This is a genomic window from Bradyrhizobium ingae, assembly GCF_055791185.1.
Map to the genome: position 1 here is coordinate 202,303 of NZ_JBVUBB010000009.1, position 18,367 is coordinate 220,669.

Genomic DNA, 18,367 nt, shown 5'->3' on the forward strand with positions numbered 1-18,367 from the left:
CAGGTGAAAGCATCATGTATCTCGGCATCGATCTCGGCACCTCGGCGGTCAAGACCGTCCTCGTCGACGACACCCAGCGCGTGATCGCGAGCGCGAGCCGGTCGCTCGCCACGGCCTCGCCGCGTCCCGGTTATTCCGAGCAGGATCCGCGGCAGTGGATCGAGGCGGCGTTTGCGACGCTGGATGAGCTGAAGGCGGATCATCCGCGCGAATTGGCGGTGGTCGAGGGCATCGGCCTGTCCGGCCAGATGCACGGCGCCATGCTGCTCGACGCGAACCTCAAGCCGCTCCGTCCCTGCATTCTCTGGAATGACGGCCGCTCTGCGGCCGAATGCCGTCGACTTGAAGAGCGCTGGCCGGCCTTGCGCGCCACGACCGGCAACAAGGCGATGCCCGGCTTCACCGCGCCGAAGCTTTTGTGGATCGCGGCGCACGAGCCCGAGATCTTTGCGGCGACAAAACTCGTGCTGCTGCCCAAGGCCTATTTGCGCCTGGTCCTTTCGGGCGAAGCGATCGAGGATGTCTCCGACGCCTCGGGATCGCTATGGCTCGACGTCGCGCGCCGCGACTGGTCGGATGAGGGCCTTGCCGCGACCGGCCTGTCGCGCGCGCGCATGGCGCGGCTGGTCGAAGGCTGTGCGCCGTCGGCGCGGCTGACGCGCGTGCTCAGCGAGCGCTGGGGCATGGTGAAACGGCCGATGATCGCGGGTGGTGCCGGCGACAACCCGGCCGGCGCCGTCGGCATCGGCGCGATCCGCCCGGGAACCGCATTCATCTCGCTGGGCACATCCGGCGCGCTGTTGACGCCCACCGACAGGATTGCCGCGAACCCGGATCGCGTCGTGCACACGTTCGCACATGCGATCCCCGCCATGTGGATTCAGGCGGGGGCGATCCTCTCGGCCGCATCCTGCCTTGCCTGGATCGCGCGGCTGCTCGGCGCCCCGGAGGCCGAGCTGCTGGCGCCGCTCGGTGCGCGCCCGCAGGCGCCGTCGGCCATAAGCTTCCTGCCTTATCTTGCCGGTGAGCGGACGCCGCATGACGACCCCAATGTGCGCGGCATGCTCGATGGCCTGAGCCATGGCAGCGATCGCACTGATATCGTGCAGGCGGTTCTTGAAGGTGTCGCGTTTGCGCTGGCCGATTGCCGCGATGCGCTCGCTGCCGCCGGCCTCACAGTCTCACAGGCCGATGTGATCGGCGGCGGCTCGCGGTCCGCCTTCTGGCTCGCCGTGCTGGCGAACGTGCTGAATATACCGATCCACCGCTTTGCAGCAGGCGAGACGGGTGCCGCATTCGGTGCGGCGAGATTGGGGCGCCTTGCTGTCACGGGCGAGGCGATCGCAGCCGTCTGCACGCCGCCTCGGCGCGTCGAGACTTTTGAGCCGGAGCGAGCGCTCGCCGATGCCTATGCCGCGCGGCTTCCCGCATGGCGCGAACTGTATCGGCCCCGCCACTGACCTCGTGCGATCTGGCTTTCAATACCTCGGTATACCCGTCTTCGGTATTGCTCTGCGTCACCGCTTTTGTTTAATGGGCAAACCGCGCGACACACGAATGAGACGCGGGTGGGAAACGCATTGTGCGCCGGGAGGCACGATGAACGATCCGATCCTCGAGATGCGCGGGGTCTCCAAATCCTTCTTCGGCATCAAGGCGCTGCGCGCCGTTGATCTCACCGTCTATGCCGGCGAGGTCCACGCCCTCATGGGTGAGAACGGGGCCGGCAAATCGACCCTGATGAAAATTTTATCGGGTGCCTACCGGCCCGATCCCGGCGGCGAGATCCGCATCGAGGGCAAGCCGGTACGGATCGAAGGCCCGCTCGGCGGCCGCGCCGCCGGCATCTCGATCATCTACCAGGAACTTTCATTGGCCCCCAATTTAACCGTCGCGGAGAATATTTATCTCGGCCGCGAGGTTTCACGTTCGGGACTGCTCGCGCGCGGGGACATGCGTGTCGGTGTCGGCCCGATCCTGGAGCGGCTGGGCGCCGACTTCACCCCGTCGACGCTGGTGGCACATCTTTCCATGGGCCAGCGCCAGCTCGTCGAGATCGCACGTGCGCTGCACGCGCGTTCCAAAATCCTGATCATGGATGAGCCGACCACCGCGCTGTCGGCCGGCGAGAGCGAGCGGCTGTTCGCGCTGGTCCGGCAATTGCGCGCCGAAGGGCTTGCCATCATCTACATCTCGCATCGCATGGACGAGGTCTATGCCCTCGGCGATCGCGTCACGGTGCTGCGCGACGGACGCTTGGTCGGCTCGCTCGACAAGTCCGACATTCGCGCCGACAGCATCGTCCGCATGATGGTCGGGCGCGACGTCTCGTCCTTCTACAAGAAGGACCACGATCCCGAGGCTGGAAAGGGGCATCCGGTGCTCACCGCGACCGACATGTCCGACGGGCAGCGCGTCAAGGGCTGCTCGCTGACCGTGCATGCGGGCGAGGTCGTGGGACTGGCCGGCCTGATCGGCGCGGGTCGCACCGAACTTGCACATCTGATCATCGGCGCCGCGCCGAAGATTTCCGGCCATGTCGAGCTCGAAGGCCGCCCGATCGACATCCGCACGCCCGGCGAGGCGCTCGAGGCTGGCATCGCCTATCTCACCGAGGACCGCAAGGCGCTCGGCCTGTTCCTGGACATGTCGTGCCAGGATAACATCAACCTTGCCGTGCTTGGGCGCGATGCGAAGCTCGGCTGGTTCCTCGATCGCGACAAGGCGCGTGAGCGCGCCGACAGGGCTTTCGCAGGATTAAGCATCCGCGCCGCCAACGCTAGCGTCCCCGCGGGCGGACTATCCGGCGGCAACCAGCAGAAGGTGCTGCTCTCGCGGTTGCTTGCAATCGGACCCAAAGTCCTGATCCTCGACGAGCCGACGCGCGGCGTCGACGTCGGGGCCAAGTCCGAAATCTATTCGATCATCGACAATCTGGCCAAGGCCGGTACGGCGATCCTCATCATCTCGTCGGATCTGCCCGAGATTATCGGCATCTGCGACCGCGTCATCGTGATGCGACTGGGGCACGTCGAAGGCGAGATCAGGCGAACCGCGACACAGCCGCTGACCGAGGAGGATATCATGGCACTTGCCACGGGGATGGAGCACCTCGATGCCTGATCAGGGATCTTCACCGACAAAGGCGGCCACCGCAAACGGACTTGCCGCTGCCCAGGAGACGAAACGCCAGAGGGTCCGGCTCCTGATCCAGGCGGCCGGCATGCTGCCGGTGCTGCTGATCCTGTGCGCCGGCTTTCATTACCTGTCGGACGGCCGTTTCTTCACCGGCCAGAATCTCGGCATCGTTCTGCAGCAGGCTGCCGTCAACACGGTGCTCGCCGCGGGCATGACCTTCGTCATCCTCACCGGCGGCATCGACCTGTCGGTCGGCTCGATCCTGGCGGCGTCGGCGATGGCCGGGTTGACGCTGTCAAAGCTGCCTGAGCTCGGGGCGCTGTGGCTGCCGGCCGCCGTCCTCACCGGACTCGGCTTCGGCGTCGTCAATGGCGCGCTGATCGCGCTGTTGCGGCTACCGCCCTTCATTGTCACGCTCGGCTCGCTCACCGCCGTACGCGGTCTGGCGCGCCTGCTTGGCGCCGACACCACCGTGTTCAACCCTTCAATTCCCTATGCTTTCATCGGCAACGGCTCGCTCACTCTCATTCCCGGCGTGATTTCGATTCCCTGGTTGTCTGTGATCGCGCTGCTCGTGATCCTCGTTTCCTGGCTGGTGCTGCGCCGCACCGTGCTAGGCGTGCACATCTACGCGGTCGGCGGCAATGAGAGCGCGGCTCGGCTTGCCGGCATCAAGGTGTGGGCGGTGCTGATCTTCGTCTATGGCGTGTCAGGACTGTTTGCCGGTCTCGGCGGCGCGATGCAGGCAGCGCGACTCTACGCGGCCAACGGATTGCAGCTCGGACAGAGCTACGAGCTCGATGCAATCACCGCCGTGATCCTGGGCGGCACCTCCTTCGTCGGCGGCATCGGCTCGATCTGGGGAACGCTGGTCGGTGCGCTGATCATCGCCGTGCTGTCGAACGGCCTGATCCTGGTTGGCGTGTCCGACATCTGGCAATACGTCATCAAGGGGCTGGTGATCATCGGTGCGGTGGCGCTCGATCGTTACCGCCTGCAAGGCTCGGCGCGCACCTAACGTCGGTGCGCGAAGGTACAGCCACTCGCGCTGTGGAACTCCGTTGCGGCAACTGGTCAGCCGCGCGGCACGTCAAATCAGACCAGGGAGGAAGCCAATGTTGAAGACGATCTCGCTTACCAGCGCCGCCGTGGCGCTTGCTCTGAGCTCCGCGCCGCTGCAGGCGAAGGAGCTCAAATCCATCGGCGTCTCGCTCGGTTCGCTCGGCAACCCGTTCTTCGTCGCGCTGTCGAAGGGCGCGGAGTTCGAGGCCAAGAAAACCAACCCCAACGTGAAAGTCACGACAGTCGGCTTCGAATACGATCTCGGCAAGCAGGTGACGCAGATCGACAACTTCATTGCCGCCGGCGTCGACCTGATTCTCCTGAACCCCGGTGATCCCAAGGCGATCGGCCCGGCGATCAAGAAGGCGCAGGCCGCCGGCATCGTCGTTGTCGCGGTCGACACCGCCGCCGAAGGCGCCGACGCCACGGTGACCACGAACAACGTCCAGGCCGGCGAGATCTCCTGCCAGTACATCGTCGACAAGCTCGGCGGTAAGGGCGACGTGATCATCGAGAACGGCCCGCAGGTTTCCGCGGTGATCGATCGCGTCACCGGCTGCAAGACCGTGTTCGGCAAGAATCCCGGCATTAAGGTCCTTTCCAGTGACCAGGACGGCAAGGGCTCTCGCGAAGGTGGCCTCACGGTGGCGCAGGGTTACCTGACCCGCTTCCCCAAGATTGATGCCATCTTCGCCATCAACGATCCGCAGGCGATCGGCACCGATCTGGCGGCACGCCAGCAGAGCCGCTCCGGCATCATCATCACCGCCGTCGACGGCGCGCCCGACATCGAGGCCGCGCTGAAGGATCCGCAGTCGCCGCAGATCCAGGCCTCAGCCTCGCAGGATCCGTTCTTCATGGCGCGCCGAGCCGTGCAGGTCGGTGTCGGCATCCTGGGCGGACAGAAGCCCGCCTCTACCGTCGAGCTGTTGCCCTCGAAGCTCGTGACGCGTGACAACGTCAAGGACTACAAGGGCTGGACCTCGGACCGCACGCAGTAAGCGGCATTGCATTTGCCGGCGTCGCCCCTTGCGGGCGGCGCCGGAACGCTGCAAGACGGGAGGCGTTGTGATCGGCGGCTTGTGCCGTTCGACATATCCCCTATGAGTAGCGCAGCCCATGCAGCAATCTGATCAATCGACTTCGTTCGCATCCCGCCTCGTCGGGCAATACGCACTCGTGACCGGAGCGTCGCAGGGTATCGGGCGCGCGATCGCGGTTCGCTTCGCGCAGGAAGGGGCGACCGTCGCCATCAACTATCTGGAGCATCGTGCGGATGCCGAGCAAACGCTCGCACAGGCGCAGGCGGCCTCGCGCGAGCGCGGGCATGGTGATCGGGACCATCTCGTCGTTCAGGCCAATGTCGCCGTCGAGGCCGACATCGCGCGGATGTTCGAGACGATTCTGTCGCGCTGGCGGCGGCTCGATTGCCTCGTCAACAATGCCGGCTTCCAGAAGGAATCGCCCAGCGAGGCGCTCGACATCGAGGCCTATAGGCGCATCATCGACGTCAATCTCAACGGCGCCGTTCTCTGCGCGCAGAAAGCGCTGGCGCATTTCGTCAGCCGCAAGGGCGGCGGCACCATCGTCAATTGTTCGAGCGTGCACCAGATCGTCCCGAAGCCCGGCTATCTCGCCTATTCGATCAGCAAGGGCGGCATGGCGAACCTGACGCGCACGCTGGCGCTCGAATTCGCCGGCCGCGGCATTCGCGTCAACGCCGTGGGGCCGGGCGCGATCGACACGCCGATCAACGCTGCCTGGACCGGGGATGCGAAGAAGCGCGCGGATGTGGAGAGCCACATCCCTCTCGGCCGGGTCGGAACGGCCGAGGAGATCGCGGCGGTGTTCGCCTTTCTAGCTTCCGACGAGTCGAGCTACATCACCGGCCAGACGATCTATGCCTGTGGCGGCATCACACTGTTCGGTGAATTCCGCGAGAACTGGGCAAGCTAGAGCTTCCGACCTCTGCTACGCTCCGCTTCAATCCGAAAAGCGCGCCACGCGCGTGACACGAGCGGCAAACGGGGAGGGGAAAAATGTCGACGGCCACGGGCTCTGACGAGCAAGGTAGCGGCTACTTTCCGCGCTGGAAGCTGAAGACATCGGGCGTGATCCTGCCCGAGGAGCGGCTACCCTGGGGCCAGACTATCATCGCCAGCCTCCAGCACGGCGTCGCGATGTCGGGGGCCACGATCATCGCGCCGCTACTCATGGGGTTCGATCCGAATCTCGCGCTATTCTTCTCCGGCGTCGGCACGTTGATCTTCTTTGCGATCGTGGCGGGACGTGTGCCGAGCTACCTCGGCTCCAGCTTCGCCTTCATTGCTGTCGTCATCGCGGCGACCGGTTATTCCGGGCAGGGTCCGAATCCGAATATCGAGGTCGCGCTCGGCGGCATCGTTGGCGCCGGCGTGCTCTACGGCATCATCGCGCTGATCGTGATGTGGGCCGGCGTCGGCTGGGTCGAGCGCCTGATGCCGCCGGTCGTCACGGGTGCGGTCGTCGCCGCGATCGGTCTCAATCTGGCGCCGGTGGCTGTGAAGGCGGTCAGCGCCAGCGCGTTCGACACCTGGGTCGGATTGCTGACCGTGCTGATCATCGGCCTGACCGCGGTGGCCGCACCGGGACTTTGGCGCCGGCTGCCGATCATCGTCGGCGCTGTCGGCGGCTATCTTTTGTATCTCCTGCTCGCCAATGGCTTTGGCCTGGGCAAGCCCATTGATTTCACCCAGCTTTCGGCTGCGCCATGGATCGGCCTGCCAAAATTCACGACGCCGACCTTCCATGCCGATGCGATTTTCCTGATCGCACCGGTCGCGATCATCCTGGTCGCCGAGAATCTCGGCCACATCAAAGCCATCGGCGTGATGACCGGCCGAAGCCTGGATGGCTATCTCGGTCGTGCGTTTCTAGGCGACAGCCTTGCAACGATCGTCTCGGCCTGCGGCGGCGGCACCGGCGTCACCACCTATGCCGAAAACATCGGCGTCATGGCGGCAACGAAGGTCTATTCGACGCTCCTGTTCGCGGTGACCTCCGCGGTGTCGATCCTGCTTGGCTTCTCTCCGAAATTCGGTGCGCTGATTCTGTCGATCCCGGGACCGGTGATCGGCGGCCTGTCGATCGTGTTGTTCGGCCTGATCGCGGCGATGGCCGGGCGAATCTGGGTCGAGAACAAGGTCGACTTCTCCAACCCGCGCAACCTGATCACGGTCGCCGTTGCGCTCACCGCCGGCGCCGGAGATCTCACGCTCAAATTCGGCGCCTTCACGATCGGTGGCATTGGCACCGCGACCTTCGGCGCGATCATCCTCTACCAGATTTTGGCCACAAAGGACGCGGGCAACTGATCAGCGGAAGCCGTGATGCGCGGATTTCATCAGGCCACGGGTAGCTCGAGCGCGATGACGCCGTCGCCGCTCTCCGTGGACCTGATGCTGTCGCGCGCCACCGATTCGATGGCGGGCCATCGCTCGCGGAACAGCGCTGATGCGTCGTGGAAGTTCGGGGCGTCGACCCTGACACAACAGGCCCGCCGCTTGCCGCCATCCGCTATCTGAAATGAGAAGGTGAAGCCGACCTGCTCTGCATCGCCGTCGATCGCCCGCTGTTTTTGCATCAGTGTCCCCTGATGTTGCATTCACGAGCGTACCTTGCGTCTTCGATTTGGAAATTCCTGCGACACGATTGTGGCGCCGATCAAATAGGTTTGCAGTGTTGCAAACATCTGACACTTGTCGTGAGGTGAGGCTTCCAGGCCTTGTTCCCCATGACTACGATTGAGGCAAGCAGCCGAACGCATGAGCTGAAAACGACATGAGAGCGGGACGCCATATCATCGCAAGCTTCACGCTTGCGGTTGCAGTCACCTTCGGCGGGGCAGTGAATGTCGAATCATCGGCGCACGCGCAGCCGGTCGCGCTCACCGCTAAGCAATCGGGGGCGATCGAGGCCTACAGTCGGGCCTTGAATGATTTCAGGGCGATCCTCACCGAGCGGCGCCGCCAGATTGACGCGCATGAGTCGCTTCCGAACCTGCCGGGGCAAGCCCTTTACCTGGCCCGCGTCGAGGTCATGAGCACTTACAAGGACCTCACCGATGCACTTCCATCACGGATCGGACGGCCCAACAAATACGAGGTTCCGCCGGCCTATTTCGACGCTGATATCGAGCCGCTGATCGACGAATACAGAAGCCTTTTCGACGTCATGGAGGCGCCGCCCGCGAATGCGCAGGCCTCACCGACGCCGTTCAAGGACGTCGTCGATCTCGGCACGGCGATCGCGCGCGCGAAGGGATTGGATACGAAGGGCGCGGACGCCGCCGGTCGTATCAGCCTGGGGCTGTTCTTCGCCGAGACCAACGGCAAGCAGAATGTCGGCAACGGGCGTTCCAACACCTATATCGGCAGCTTTCAGACCGGCCCGTCCGAAGACCGCAATGGTCGGAAGCGATGGCAAGCGATCAAGTCGTCCATCGCCTCGCTTGATCCGAAACTGATCGCGCGCGACGACAAGGAGGAGGCGCGCGTCAGTGGCCTCGACCATCGGCTCAACCACTGGACCGCAGTGCGTGACGGCCTCATGAACGCCCACGCGGATCTCTTCGCGGAGATACCCGATATAGCCAGGACGCTGCCGGACCCGATCGACCAGATGAAATTCTTCGAGCTCATCCAGATCATCCCGACCGCGACGCGGGCCGCGCTGAGGTCGGGCAATTTGCTTCAGAGCCGGGTCTCCGACCCAACGGTCCTGAAATACTTACGCAACAACAGCATCTTTGCCTATGGCCGCGCCGACAGGGCCAGAACGTCGGCGAGCTTCCGCGAGATCCTCGACGCGATGTGGCTGTTCAACCAGAAGTTCGCGCGGGCGCAGGCGGAGTTCGAGCGCGTGCGCGCGCGGTGAGGATATTCACCCCCGTCGTCTTCGACAGCTTGCTTCATCCGCCGGCGGAGCAGGCGAGGGCAAGGCCGGGTTGGGCCGGCGGATGGCCCCAATCAGGTCAGCTACCCTGACCATCTTTTGGCGTTGCAGTTTCGGCCATTTCTCGTCTAGAAACGCGTCAACGGGCCTCCCGGCAACGAACCGTCAACGGTTTTGGCCGAGGATTTTGTGGCTCAAAGGGTCTGGCAATGTTGATTCGCGGCCAAAACGATGGGATCTCGGGGGAGGCGGCTCTGGCCGTCGGCACCGCCGCGTCCCGGCCCGCGATCCTGCCCACCCTCCTTCTTGGCGAGCTCCTTCTTAGCTGCCCCTGAGGGCCGGCTGGGCGACCGCGCCTGGGCACTCAGGGGTTGTACGAGATCACCGGACACCTCAAGCGCTCGAGCCAAATATGAAGGGCGCACCAGCTTAAAGGAATTTCGAAATGGCCTCCGTGAACAAGTCCGAGAAGGACCGCGTCATCATTTTCGACACCACCCTGCGCGACGGCGAGCAGTGCCCCGGCGCGACCATGACGTTCGAGGAGAAGCTCGAAGTCGCGGAGTTGCTCGATGATATGGGCGTCGACGTGATCGAAGCGGGCTTCCCCATCACCTCCGAAGGTGACTTCCAGGCCGTCAGCGAGATCGCCCGCCGCTCCAAGAATGCCGTTATCGCCGGCCTGTCGCGCGCGCATCCGGCTGACATCGACCGTTGCGCCGAAGCGGTGAAATTTGCAAAGCGCGGCCGCGTCCACACCGTGATCGCGACCTCACCGCTGCATATGCGGGTGAAGTTGAACAAGACCCCGGAGCAGGTGATCGAGACCTCGGTTGCCATGGTCGCGCGCGCCCGCAACCTGATCGACGACGTCGAATGGTCGGCTGAGGACGGTACCCGCAGCGAGATGGACTTTCTCAGCCGCATCGTCGAGGCCGTCATCAAGGCCGGCGCCACTACGGTGAACATCCCCGACACTGTCGGCTACACCACGCCCGACGAGTACACCCACTTCATGAAGACGCTCATCGAGCGCGTGCCGAACTCGGACAAGGCGGTGTTCTCCGTGCACTGCCATAACGACCTCGGCATGGCGGTTGCGAATTCGCTGGCAGGCGTCGTCGGCGGCGCGCGCCAGGTCGAATGCACCATCAACGGCATCGGCGAGCGCGCGGGCAATGCCGCGCTCGAAGAGATCGTGATGGCGATCAACGTGCGCAACGACAAATTCCCGTACTGGAACAAGATCGACACTACGCAGCTCACCCGCGCCTCGAAGGTGGTATCTGCCGCGACCTCGTTCCCGGTGCAGTACAACAAGGCGATCGTCGGTCGGAACGCCTTTGCGCATGAGAGTGGCATCCACCAGGACGGCGTGCTGAAGGACGCCTCGACCTACGAGATCATGCGGCCGGAGATGGTCGGCCTGAAGCAGTCCTCGCTGGTGCTCGGCAAGCATTCCGGTCGCCACGCCTTCGTGCACAAGCTGGAGGAGATGGGCTACAAGCTGGGCCCGAACCAGCTGGAAGATGCGTTCGCGCGGATGAAGGCGCTGGCCGACCGCAAGAAGGACATCTACGACGAGGACATCGAGGCGCTGGTCGACGAGGAAATGGCGGCCTCGCACGACCGCATCAAGCTGACCTCGCTGACCGTGATCGCCGGCACCCATGGTCCGCAGCGCGCGACGATGAAGCTCGATGTCGACGGTCAGACCAAGATCGAGGAAGCCGAGGGCAATGGTCCGGTCGATGCCGTCTTCAACTGCATCAAGGCGCTGGTGCCGCACGAGGCCAAGCTCGAGCTGTACCAGGTTCACGCCGTGACCGAAGGCACCGACGCGCAGGCCGAGGTGTCGGTCCGTCTGTCCCATGACGGCCGGTCGATGACGGCGCGCGCGGCGGATCCGGACACGCTGGTGGCCTCCGCCAAGGCCTATCTCGGCGCGCTCAACAAGATCGTCATGAAGCGCCAGCGCGATACGGTGCAGGCGGCAGCGGCGAGCTGACGAACGTTGGCTTGTCATTCCGGTCGAGCAGCCCCGGAGTGACGCCGTAGGCGATGAATACCTGCCCTGCTAACGGCCAATAGCACCGGTGTGCGCCGGCCTGTATTGATGCAGCCAGCATAAGGATGGGCCACCCGCGCGCCGGGTGGCCCAAATAACAACAGGGAGAAATCATGCGCACCTTCGCGATCGCGGCATCCGTCGCGGCTTTGGTTCTGGGGCTTGCGGGCTCGGCGGCCGCCGATCCCATCGTCATCAAGTTCAGCCACGTGGTTGCGACCGATACGCCGAAGGGCAAGGCGGCCGAGAAGTTCAAGGAGCTCGCCGAGAAGTACACGAGCGGCAAGGTGAAGGTCGAGGTCTATCCGAACTCGACGCTCTACAAGGACAAGGAAGAGCTCGAGGCTCTCCAACTCGGCAGCGTGCAGATGCTGGCGCCGTCGAACTCCAAGTTCGGTCCGCTCGGTATCCGCGAATTCGAGGTGTTCGATCTGCCTTACATCCTTCCCGACCTGAAGACGTTGCGGAAGGTGACGGAGGGACCGTTAGGGGCGAAGCTGCTCAAGCTGCTGGATTCCAAGGGAATCACCGGTCTTGCCTATTGGGACAACGGCTTCAAGCAGATGAGCGCCAACAAGAAGCTCGTCACGCCGGCCGACTATCAGGGCGTGAAGTTCCGCATCCAGTCCTCGCGCGTGCTGCAGGCGCAGTTCAAGGCGCTGGGGTCGCTGCCGCAGGTGATGGCGTTCTCGGAAGTGTATCAGGCGCTCCAGACCGGCGTTGTCGACGGGCAGGAGAACACCTGGTCGAACATCTACACCCAGAAAATGCACGAGGTGCAGAAGTACATCACCCAGACCAATCATGGCTACATCGGCTACGTCGTGATCGTGAACAAGAAGTTCTGGGACGATCTGCCGGGCGACATCCGCGACCAGCTTGCGAAGGCCATGAAGGAAGCGACCGACTTCAACAACGCACAGTCCCAGAAGGAGAACGACGACGCGCTCGCGGAGATCAAGAAGAGCGGCAAGAGCGAGATCATCTCGCTGACGCCTGAGCAGGACGACGCGATGCGCAAGGCGATGGAGCCGGTCTACAAGGATGCTGCGAGCCGCGTCGGCCAGCCGTTGATCGACGAATTCCAGAAGGAAGCAAAGAGCGCGACGAACTGAGTTCGCGCGGCGTTGCAACGCGAAGGGCTTCCGTGCGACACGCGGAAGCCCTTCGTCTTTTCAGCCGTGATTGTTGCGAATGATTTCAAAGTGCAGCCGCGGATTACATCTTGGTAAGACTGCTCTCTCTATCGAACTTGTAAGTTGAACCGCGCGCAAATGGCGCCCATCTTCAGGGAACCTTGGAAGAGGAGGTTCGTATGAGGAAGTTCGCCATCGCCGCCATCGCCGCGCTCAGCATTGCCGGCTCGGGCGCAGTCTACGCGCAATATCACCGCTTCTCCGATCACATGCGCCACATGCGCATGAATCCGGAAGATCGCGCCGCGTTCGTCGACGCGCGCATCGCGGCCGTGCACGCCGGATTGAAGCTGAACGCCGACCAGGAGAAGCTGTGGCCGCCGGTCGAGGCAGCCGTTCGCGATCTTGCCAAGCTGCGGATTGATCGCGCCAACGCGCGGATGAATGCGGCGCCTGGTGATGCCGACAAGCCGGATGATCCGGTCGCTCGCCTGCGCCAGCGCGCTGACGACATGGGCGCCACGTCCGCGGCGCTGAAGAAGATCGCCGATGCTGCCGACCCCCTCTACAAGACCCTGGATGAGGGCCAGAAGCGGCGCCTGGCCGTCCTGACCCGTCACCAGGGCCCGTTCGGCGGCGAAGGCGGCTGGCACCACCGCTTCATGGAGCGCGGCATGGATCGCATGATGGACGGCGGCATGAACCGCTTCCACGGCGGCGACCGGGATGCCGGTCCGGATCGGGACGGCGGGCGTCTCTAGGCCCCGCAATGCTCCGGGCAAAGCGAGCGAAGCCGCTGGAATCCGGCGGCTTTTCTCTTTTTGGGACCCGGCCATGAAGACTTGGAAAACCTCGTCCACATCGCTTGCCTTCCCGGGATCGCTTTGCTAAAGGACCGGCCTCGCAAGGCGTTAGCCGCCTTTCGGGCGCATAGCTCAGTTGGTAGAGCAGCTGACTCTTAATCAGCGGGTCCCAGGTTCGAGCCCTGGTGCGCCCACCAAATAAATCAAACACTTAGCGGTTTGAACAAGCGGCAAAACCAGCGCCGTTTACACCACCGTTTACAGTTTTGTTCTCGCTTCGAGCTTCAGCACCGCAGCTTCTGCGAGCTGAATGTCACGACCGAGATCGTGCGCATCGAGGATGGCCTCGACGTCCTTTAACGAATGACCGGTGACCGCCGCGATCTGCGGCACGCTGGCGCCTGCGATCGCGAGGCGAACCACCGCCGTGCCGCGCAGATCATGAAACGTCAGGCCGTCGATGCCGGCACGCTCGCATGCCTTTCCCCAAGACGTCCGAAAGCCATCGGAGGTCCAGGGCCGGCCCAGCGTGTTCGTCAGGATAAGCGGCCCCCGGCGGCTCGTCGCGTCGAGCAGGGCCCTCAGGGGTGCGCCAGCGGGCATTGCAACCCGGCGGCCACCTTTCGACTGGCGAAGGCGAATGTAGGGGCTCTCGTAGGCCGACCAGGGTAGGCGCAGCAGGTCGCCCTGCCGTTGCCCGCTCCATAAAGCCAAGATCAGCGCGAGCTGGATCTCGCTGGATGCGACGGCGAGAACCGCAGCAATGGCTTCCTCGGTCCAGATCTTATCTTTGCGGTCAGCCACGTAGAGACGGCCGCCACGTTCGCACGGGTTGGTCGCGATGATGCCGCGGTCCTTCGCGAACGACATGACGCGCGCAAGCGTCGTCCAGGCATAGTCGGCCTTGCGGGGCGTCTCAGCGAACGAGTCGCGCCAGGTCTTGAATTCGCCACGCACACGACGGTCGGCTAGAGCCGCCACCGGTAGGTCGCCGAATTCGTCTTCAATAAGCTTAATATAGGCGAGGTACGCGACGGCGCGTCGAATTCTGGTGCGGCCTTGTATTGTCCGATGATCGTCATGAACGTGCCGGCGCGTGGTTGCCGAAGGCTTGCGTGCGCGTCGTGATATTCGCGAACGAACTCGGGTGAGCCTGGCCTAGCCTGGATCGCGGGCCCACCGCGCCACGCGTAAAAATGCACCTTCATCTCGCCGTTGGCGAGCTTTCGTTTGACCCTATGAATTCCTTTCAGAACGACGCGCACGTTTAGCTCTCCATTCATCTAAGGCAGACGATTCCTGTTGCGGTTGAAGGCCGCTCATCGCATCTAATGCGAAGTCGATTGCTCGCAGATCCTACCGGGTCGTGCCGGGAAGGGGGCGGTAGCTTGCCGGACCGCACCCAAGTTGAGAATGAGGTTAGTCATTTCCGCGGAAGCATCAAAAAGGCACCGAAGACGGAAGGCGCAGGTGACAAAAGCGATGGCACCGACATCCCGACCGGCGTCCTTCAGGACGGGCAACACAATGGGCTTAGCGCGCTACTTTGTTCGCGCGCGGAGGTGGTGAACCATCGTGGCGAACTCGACGGTGACTACCAGCTCGCGCCGAACCCCCATGCCGACGTGGCTTTGCCGGCGACATTCCGGCTTCGCGGCATTTACTATGCGGTGGAGCAAAGCGGGGATGGCTACAACATCACACCTCAAAGGAATGAACTTCTCACCTGACACGTCCTTTTGCCGATCATCAGTGAAAATTCCGCGCCTTGATCTTGAGCGTATCGATGTGAAGGTCGGGCTCATACATATCGCGGGGGCGAATGATCGGTGCCTTGGGCTCACGGCTGTCCATGCCGCTGCCGCCCTGCTTTGCTTCATCGCCGCGCCCGGCCGGCAGCGTTAGCGTGTCACCGGCACCAGACATGAGCTTAAGGTCGTTTGTAAAGTCCTCGCACTCTTGGTTTCAAACGGCGTGAGGGCTTACGAGACCTTCGGGCGACTGTAAGATTTGGTCGCAAATGGAGTCAGTTCTTCAACTGATAAGGTTTCTAAGAAAACCTTATCAGTGGCGAATTTGGCCGGCTTTATCCGATGTTACGCCCCAGGTCCTGCGCCACAGCTTTGCGAGCATCGCCAACGATTTCGGTTTTACCGAGGTGGCCATTGCGGCTTTGGTCGGCCATTAGCTGGCGGACGATCCGTATATGCAAGGTCGTATTTCTCCTTGCTCCTCTGCCTACGCTGCAAGCGCCAGGCGATGCGTGAGCCGTTCGCCGGTGCTCCGCGAAAACAACACGGCGTCCGAAAGGTCCAACCCGACGGTCACGGCATCGCCGGTCTGCAAGTCGCTATAGCCTGAGACGGTAATCATGATTTCACCGGGAACCGCCCCTTCCTCCTCATGCGCTGTGTTGGCCTGCGATAGCTTGACAGCGACTAAAGACTCGGCGCCCACGTGCTCCACGAGGCTAACAGTGCCGATCAGGCCTTTCCCATCTGCACTTCCGAGCGTGAGCGCGTTAGGCCGGATACCGAGCAGCACGATTTCCTCACCGGCGCTGCGGCCGGCCGCCGCGAGCGCCGGAGGCAGCGCGAGGTTCGTTTCGCCGATTCTGATGCCGCCGTGTTGGATGTGTCCCTCGATCAGGTTCATCGGCGGCGTACCGATGAATCGTGCGACATAGGTGTTGGCGGGGGATGTGTAGATCTCGCGCGGCGTACCGAATTGCTGGACGACACCATCGCGCATCAGAGCGATCCGCGTGCCCATCGTCATCGCTTCGACCTGATCATGCGTGACATAGACGAAGGTGCCGCCGACGCGCTGGTGCAGGCGCGTGATCTCGCCGCGCATGGCGGTGCGCAGCTTGGCGTCGAGGTTGGAAAGCGGCTCGTCCATGAGGAAGACCTCAGGCTGCCGCACCATCGCGCGTCCGAGCGCCACACGCTGACGCTGGCCGCCGGACAGCGTGCGCGGGTGGCGGTCCAGCATCTCGGTGAGGGAGAGGATCTTCGCCGTCCTTTCGACGAGTTCGGCTACGTCGGGCGAGCGTTCGATCCGCCGCTTGACCAGGCTGCCGATGATCGGAAGATGAAACCACCATTTGAACTGCCGCATGATCAGGGGGAAGGCGATGTTTCGCCGGACCGTCATATGCGGGTAGAGTGCATAGGATTGGAAGACGAACGCCATGTCACGCGCGCTCGGCGGAAGCTGGTCGACGCGTCGCTCGTTCAGATGAATCTCTCCGCTCGAGACGCTTTCGAGCCCAGCGAGCATGCGCAGCAGGGTGGACTTTCCGCAGCCGGAAGGGCCGAGCAAAACGAGAAACTCGCCGTCGGCGACCTCGAGATCGACGTCGGCAATTGCGACCTTCGGGCCGAAATTCTTGGCAATGTGTTTGAGTGCGATCGAAGCCATGTCGGATCCGCTTTCTCAGCCCTTGACGCTGCCGGCAGTCATGCCGGCCACGACGTAGCGCTGGACCATGAGGTAAAAGAGAACGGCCGGCAGCGTGTACATCGCGCTGATGGCCATGACGGTGTGGATCGGCGTCGAGAGCTCGCCGATGAAACTGGCAAGGCCGACCGAGGCCGTGCGCAGTTCCTGACTGGAAACCAGCGTCCGCGCAAACACGTACTCGTTCCAGCCATGAAAGAAGGCGATCACCGCAGCCGCCGCGAGTGTAGGGGCGACCACCGGAACCACGATCGACAGCACGATGTCGAGCCGCGAGCAGCCGTCAACGCGTGCCGCTTCCTCGACCTCCAGCGGAACGCCGTCGATCGCGCCTTTGAGAATCCAGGTGATGACCGGAACGGTGAAGGCCGTGTTGGCCAAGATCAGGCTCCCGAGACTGTTGAGTAGAGACAGATTGGCGAAGATCGCGTAGAGCGGCACCACCAGCATGGCCTCCGGCAGCATCTGCGTCGCAAAGAGCAGGAAGCCGATTCCGCCTTTCCCCCTGAAGCGGAAGCGGGACAGTGCGTATGCCGGAAGGATGGCAAGCAGGATCGATAACACCATCGTGCCAACCGCCACGATCGTGCTGTTGATGAGCCAGGTGATAACGCCCGTGTTGCGGAACGTATCGGTATAGTTGAAGGCCTGGCTGGGGTCCGGAAGGAGCTGCGGCGTGTCGGAAAACAGGTTCGCCGAAGCCGTCAGAGAAGTCACGATCATCCAGTAGATCGGAAAGACGGACACGCCCAGCAGAGCCAGGACGAGCACGATGCGTACGGTATGAGAGTTGGAACGGCGCATCAGCGTCGGCCCTCCGCTTTCTCGGCCTGGTGCGTCCGCCAGAAATAGACGAGCGTCACGACAAGGGCGATGGAAAGGCCGACCATGCCGACCGCCGCCGCCTCGCCAAGCTCGCGGGAGACGAAAGCGCGGCTGTAGAGCTCGATGACGATCGTCTTCGTAGCGCCGATTGGGCCGCCCTGGGTCATCACCCAGATGAGGTCAAAGCGGCGAAGCGACCAGATCGTGACGAACAGGGCGAGCAGAGCCACCGTGGGACGAATCGTCGGCCAAACCGCGACCTTGAAGATGTTGAGACGGTCGGCCCCGTCGATCTGTGCGGCCTCGCGCACCTCGTCGGAGACGCCTTGGAGCGCAGCGAGGAGGACCACGGACGAGAAGGGGAAGATCTGCCAGATCGTGGTGAAGAGAATCGCAGGCAGAGCGAGCCGAGGGTTATCGAGCCAATTCTCGTAGCCGATGTCGAGATCGAACAGCTTCAGGACGTGATTGAAGATGCCGTATTGCGCGTTGAGCATCCACGCGAAGATCGTGGCCACCGCTATCGGCGGCGCCGCCCATGGCACCGTCACCAGCGCACGCGCGATTCCCCGACCGAGGAAGGGGCGATCGAGCAGCAGGGCTGCGCCGAGGCCGAGCGAGATCGCAATGATCACGCAGGCGACGGTGTAGACGGCGGTGACGCCAATGACGCGCCAGAAATCCGGGCGCGCCATCAGCTCCGAATAGTTGCGCACACCCACGAATGTCGATTGTTGCGGTGTCAGCAGGGATGTCTGGGTGAAGCTGAGCATTAGCTCGCGCAGCAGGGGATATCCCTGCAGCAGCAGCAGATACAATACGACCGGCGCGACGAACAGGTAGGGAGTCCACCGACTGCCTTCAATTCGCGCGGCCCGTCTGGGCCGCGCGTCGAGTGGCGGGGAAATTGTCGGCGAATGTCGAATGGTCGCGTCCGCCAT

Annotated in this window: 18 protein-coding genes and 1 tRNA gene; 12 read left to right on the top strand and 7 right to left on the bottom strand. The window is 63.3% G+C overall.

What is annotated here, in order from left to right; all coding sequences use genetic code 11:
* The first annotated feature begins 14 nt into the window (after nt 1-14).
* The 6 genes from xylB (at nt 15) to ACV1FX_RS16650 (ending at nt 7,553) form a co-directional block, all read left to right on the top strand.
* On the top strand, nt 15-1,460 hold the full coding sequence (xylB, locus tag ACV1FX_RS16625) for a xylulokinase (RefSeq protein WP_473118629.1): 1,446 nt from the start codon (nt 15-17) through the stop codon (nt 1,458-1,460).
* A gap of 139 nt (nt 1,461-1,599) precedes the next feature.
* Nucleotides 1,600-3,123, top strand: coding sequence for a sugar ABC transporter ATP-binding protein (locus tag ACV1FX_RS16630; RefSeq protein WP_473118630.1), 1,524 nt, complete (start codon nt 1,600-1,602; stop codon nt 3,121-3,123).
* Nucleotides 3,116-4,156, top strand: a complete 1,041-nt coding sequence (locus tag ACV1FX_RS16635; protein WP_473118631.1) for an ABC transporter permease subunit — start codon at nt 3,116-3,118, stop codon at nt 4,154-4,156. Before ACV1FX_RS16630 ends, ACV1FX_RS16635 begins: the two co-directional genes overlap by 8 nt.
* Before the next feature lie 97 nt (nt 4,157-4,253).
* Nucleotides 4,254-5,201: an ABC transporter substrate-binding protein gene (locus tag ACV1FX_RS16640; protein ID WP_473118632.1), complete on the top strand. Its 948-nt coding sequence runs from the start codon at nt 4,254-4,256 to the stop codon at nt 5,199-5,201.
* Nucleotides 5,202-5,319: 118 nt separating this feature from the next.
* Nucleotides 5,320-6,156, top strand: coding sequence for an SDR family oxidoreductase (locus ACV1FX_RS16645; protein ID WP_473118633.1), 837 nt, complete (start codon nt 5,320-5,322; stop codon nt 6,154-6,156).
* An 83-nt stretch (nt 6,157-6,239) separates the two neighbouring features.
* Nucleotides 6,240-7,553, top strand: coding sequence for a solute carrier family 23 protein (locus ACV1FX_RS16650; RefSeq protein ID WP_473118634.1), 1,314 nt, complete (start codon nt 6,240-6,242; stop codon nt 7,551-7,553).
* 29 nt (nt 7,554-7,582) lie between these two features.
* Here ACV1FX_RS16650 and ACV1FX_RS16655 read toward each other — a convergent pair whose 3' ends face one another.
* Entirely contained in the window at nt 7,583-7,822 is a 240-nt protein-coding gene (locus ACV1FX_RS16655) for a hypothetical protein (protein WP_473118635.1), read from the bottom strand.
* 197 nt (nt 7,823-8,019) lie between these two features.
* Between ACV1FX_RS16655 and ACV1FX_RS16660 the strand changes: the two genes are divergently transcribed.
* The 5 genes from ACV1FX_RS16660 to ACV1FX_RS16680 all read left to right on the top strand — a co-directional run bounded on the left by ACV1FX_RS16660 (nt 8,020) and on the right by ACV1FX_RS16680 (nt 13,336).
* Nucleotides 8,020-9,114 carry a hypothetical protein gene (locus ACV1FX_RS16660; RefSeq protein WP_473118636.1) on the top strand — a complete coding sequence of 365 codons (1,095 nt, stop codon included), beginning with the start codon at nt 8,020-8,022 and terminating at the stop codon, nt 9,112-9,114.
* A gap of 463 nt (nt 9,115-9,577) precedes the next feature.
* Nucleotides 9,578-11,140 (top strand): 2-isopropylmalate synthase, encoded by a 1,563-nt coding sequence (locus ACV1FX_RS16665; protein ID WP_473118637.1) that lies wholly within the window; start codon nt 9,578-9,580, stop codon nt 11,138-11,140.
* A gap of 173 nt (nt 11,141-11,313) precedes the next feature.
* Nucleotides 11,314-12,315 (top strand): TRAP transporter substrate-binding protein, encoded by a 1,002-nt coding sequence (locus tag ACV1FX_RS16670; RefSeq protein WP_473118638.1) that lies wholly within the window; start codon nt 11,314-11,316, stop codon nt 12,313-12,315.
* A gap of 200 nt (nt 12,316-12,515) precedes the next feature.
* Entirely contained in the window at nt 12,516-13,097 is a 582-nt protein-coding gene (locus ACV1FX_RS16675; protein WP_473118639.1) for a Spy/CpxP family protein refolding chaperone, read from the top strand.
* A gap of 163 nt (nt 13,098-13,260) precedes the next feature.
* A tRNA-Lys gene (locus tag ACV1FX_RS16680) sits at nt 13,261-13,336 on the top strand.
* A 61-nt stretch (nt 13,337-13,397) separates the two neighbouring features.
* On the opposite strand, the gene ACV1FX_RS16685 is transcribed toward ACV1FX_RS16680, so the two are convergent.
* Nucleotides 13,398-14,009, bottom strand: a complete 612-nt coding sequence (locus ACV1FX_RS16685; RefSeq protein WP_473118640.1) for a tyrosine-type recombinase/integrase — start codon at nt 14,007-14,009, stop codon at nt 13,398-13,400.
* Nucleotides 14,010-14,107: 98 nt separating this feature from the next.
* Complete coding sequence (locus ACV1FX_RS16690) at nt 14,108-14,404, bottom strand: hypothetical protein (RefSeq protein ID WP_473118641.1); 297 nt, start codon at nt 14,402-14,404, stop codon at nt 14,108-14,110.
* Nucleotides 14,405-14,527: 123 nt separating this feature from the next.
* Here ACV1FX_RS16690 and ACV1FX_RS16695 point away from each other — a divergent pair, with 123 nt between their 5' ends.
* Complete coding sequence (locus tag ACV1FX_RS16695) at nt 14,528-14,869, top strand: hypothetical protein (RefSeq protein WP_473118642.1); 342 nt, start codon at nt 14,528-14,530, stop codon at nt 14,867-14,869.
* A gap of 19 nt (nt 14,870-14,888) precedes the next feature.
* Here the strand turns inward: ACV1FX_RS16695 and ACV1FX_RS16700 are convergent, their stop codons facing one another.
* The 4 genes from ACV1FX_RS16700 to ACV1FX_RS16715 all read right to left on the bottom strand — a co-directional run bounded on the left by ACV1FX_RS16700 (nt 14,889) and on the right by ACV1FX_RS16715 (nt 18,367).
* Nucleotides 14,889-15,065: a hypothetical protein gene (locus tag ACV1FX_RS16700; protein WP_473118643.1), complete on the bottom strand. Its 177-nt coding sequence runs from the start codon at nt 15,063-15,065 to the stop codon at nt 14,889-14,891.
* 312 nt (nt 15,066-15,377) lie between these two features.
* Nucleotides 15,378-16,562 carry an ABC transporter ATP-binding protein gene (locus ACV1FX_RS16705; RefSeq protein WP_473118644.1) on the bottom strand — a complete coding sequence of 395 codons (1,185 nt, stop codon included), beginning with the start codon at nt 16,560-16,562 and terminating at the stop codon, nt 15,378-15,380.
* Between the two features lie 15 nt (nt 16,563-16,577).
* Complete coding sequence (locus ACV1FX_RS16710; RefSeq protein ID WP_473118645.1) at nt 16,578-17,405, bottom strand: carbohydrate ABC transporter permease; 828 nt, start codon at nt 17,403-17,405, stop codon at nt 16,578-16,580.
* Nucleotides 17,405-18,367 (bottom strand): carbohydrate ABC transporter permease, encoded by a 963-nt coding sequence (locus tag ACV1FX_RS16715; RefSeq protein ID WP_473118646.1) that lies wholly within the window; start codon nt 18,365-18,367, stop codon nt 17,405-17,407. Before ACV1FX_RS16715 ends, ACV1FX_RS16710 begins: the two co-directional genes overlap by 1 nt.

Coding starts and splice junctions, on each gene's coding strand:
- ACV1FX_RS16655 (WP_473118635.1), bottom strand. CDS start 7,822: ATGCAAAAACAGCGGGCGATCGACGGCGATGCAGAGCAGGTCGGCTTC.
- ACV1FX_RS16715 (WP_473118646.1), bottom strand. CDS start 18,367: ATGGCGGACGCGACCATTCGACATTCGCCGACAATTTCCCCGCCACTC.
- xylB (WP_473118629.1), top strand. CDS start 15: ATGTATCTCGGCATCGATCTCGGCACCTCGGCGGTCAAGACCGTCCTC.
- ACV1FX_RS16630 (WP_473118630.1), top strand. CDS start 1,600: ATGAACGATCCGATCCTCGAGATGCGCGGGGTCTCCAAATCCTTCTTC.
- ACV1FX_RS16710 (WP_473118645.1), bottom strand. CDS start 17,405: ATGCGCCGTTCCAACTCTCATACCGTACGCATCGTGCTCGTCCTGGCT.
- ACV1FX_RS16640 (WP_473118632.1), top strand. CDS start 4,254: ATGTTGAAGACGATCTCGCTTACCAGCGCCGCCGTGGCGCTTGCTCTG.
- ACV1FX_RS16685 (WP_473118640.1), bottom strand. CDS start 14,009: ATGTCGTTCGCGAAGGACCGCGGCATCATCGCGACCAACCCGTGCGAA.
- ACV1FX_RS16705 (WP_473118644.1), bottom strand. CDS start 16,562: ATGGCTTCGATCGCACTCAAACACATTGCCAAGAATTTCGGCCCGAAG.
- ACV1FX_RS16675 (WP_473118639.1), top strand. CDS start 12,516: ATGAGGAAGTTCGCCATCGCCGCCATCGCCGCGCTCAGCATTGCCGGC.
- ACV1FX_RS16670 (WP_473118638.1), top strand. CDS start 11,314: ATGCGCACCTTCGCGATCGCGGCATCCGTCGCGGCTTTGGTTCTGGGG.
- ACV1FX_RS16635 (WP_473118631.1), top strand. CDS start 3,116: ATGCCTGATCAGGGATCTTCACCGACAAAGGCGGCCACCGCAAACGGA.
- ACV1FX_RS16650 (WP_473118634.1), top strand. CDS start 6,240: ATGTCGACGGCCACGGGCTCTGACGAGCAAGGTAGCGGCTACTTTCCG.
- ACV1FX_RS16645 (WP_473118633.1), top strand. CDS start 5,320: ATGCAGCAATCTGATCAATCGACTTCGTTCGCATCCCGCCTCGTCGGG.
- ACV1FX_RS16665 (WP_473118637.1), top strand. CDS start 9,578: ATGGCCTCCGTGAACAAGTCCGAGAAGGACCGCGTCATCATTTTCGAC.
- ACV1FX_RS16660 (WP_473118636.1), top strand. CDS start 8,020: ATGAGAGCGGGACGCCATATCATCGCAAGCTTCACGCTTGCGGTTGCA.
- ACV1FX_RS16700 (WP_473118643.1), bottom strand. CDS start 15,065: ATGTCTGGTGCCGGTGACACGCTAACGCTGCCGGCCGGGCGCGGCGAT.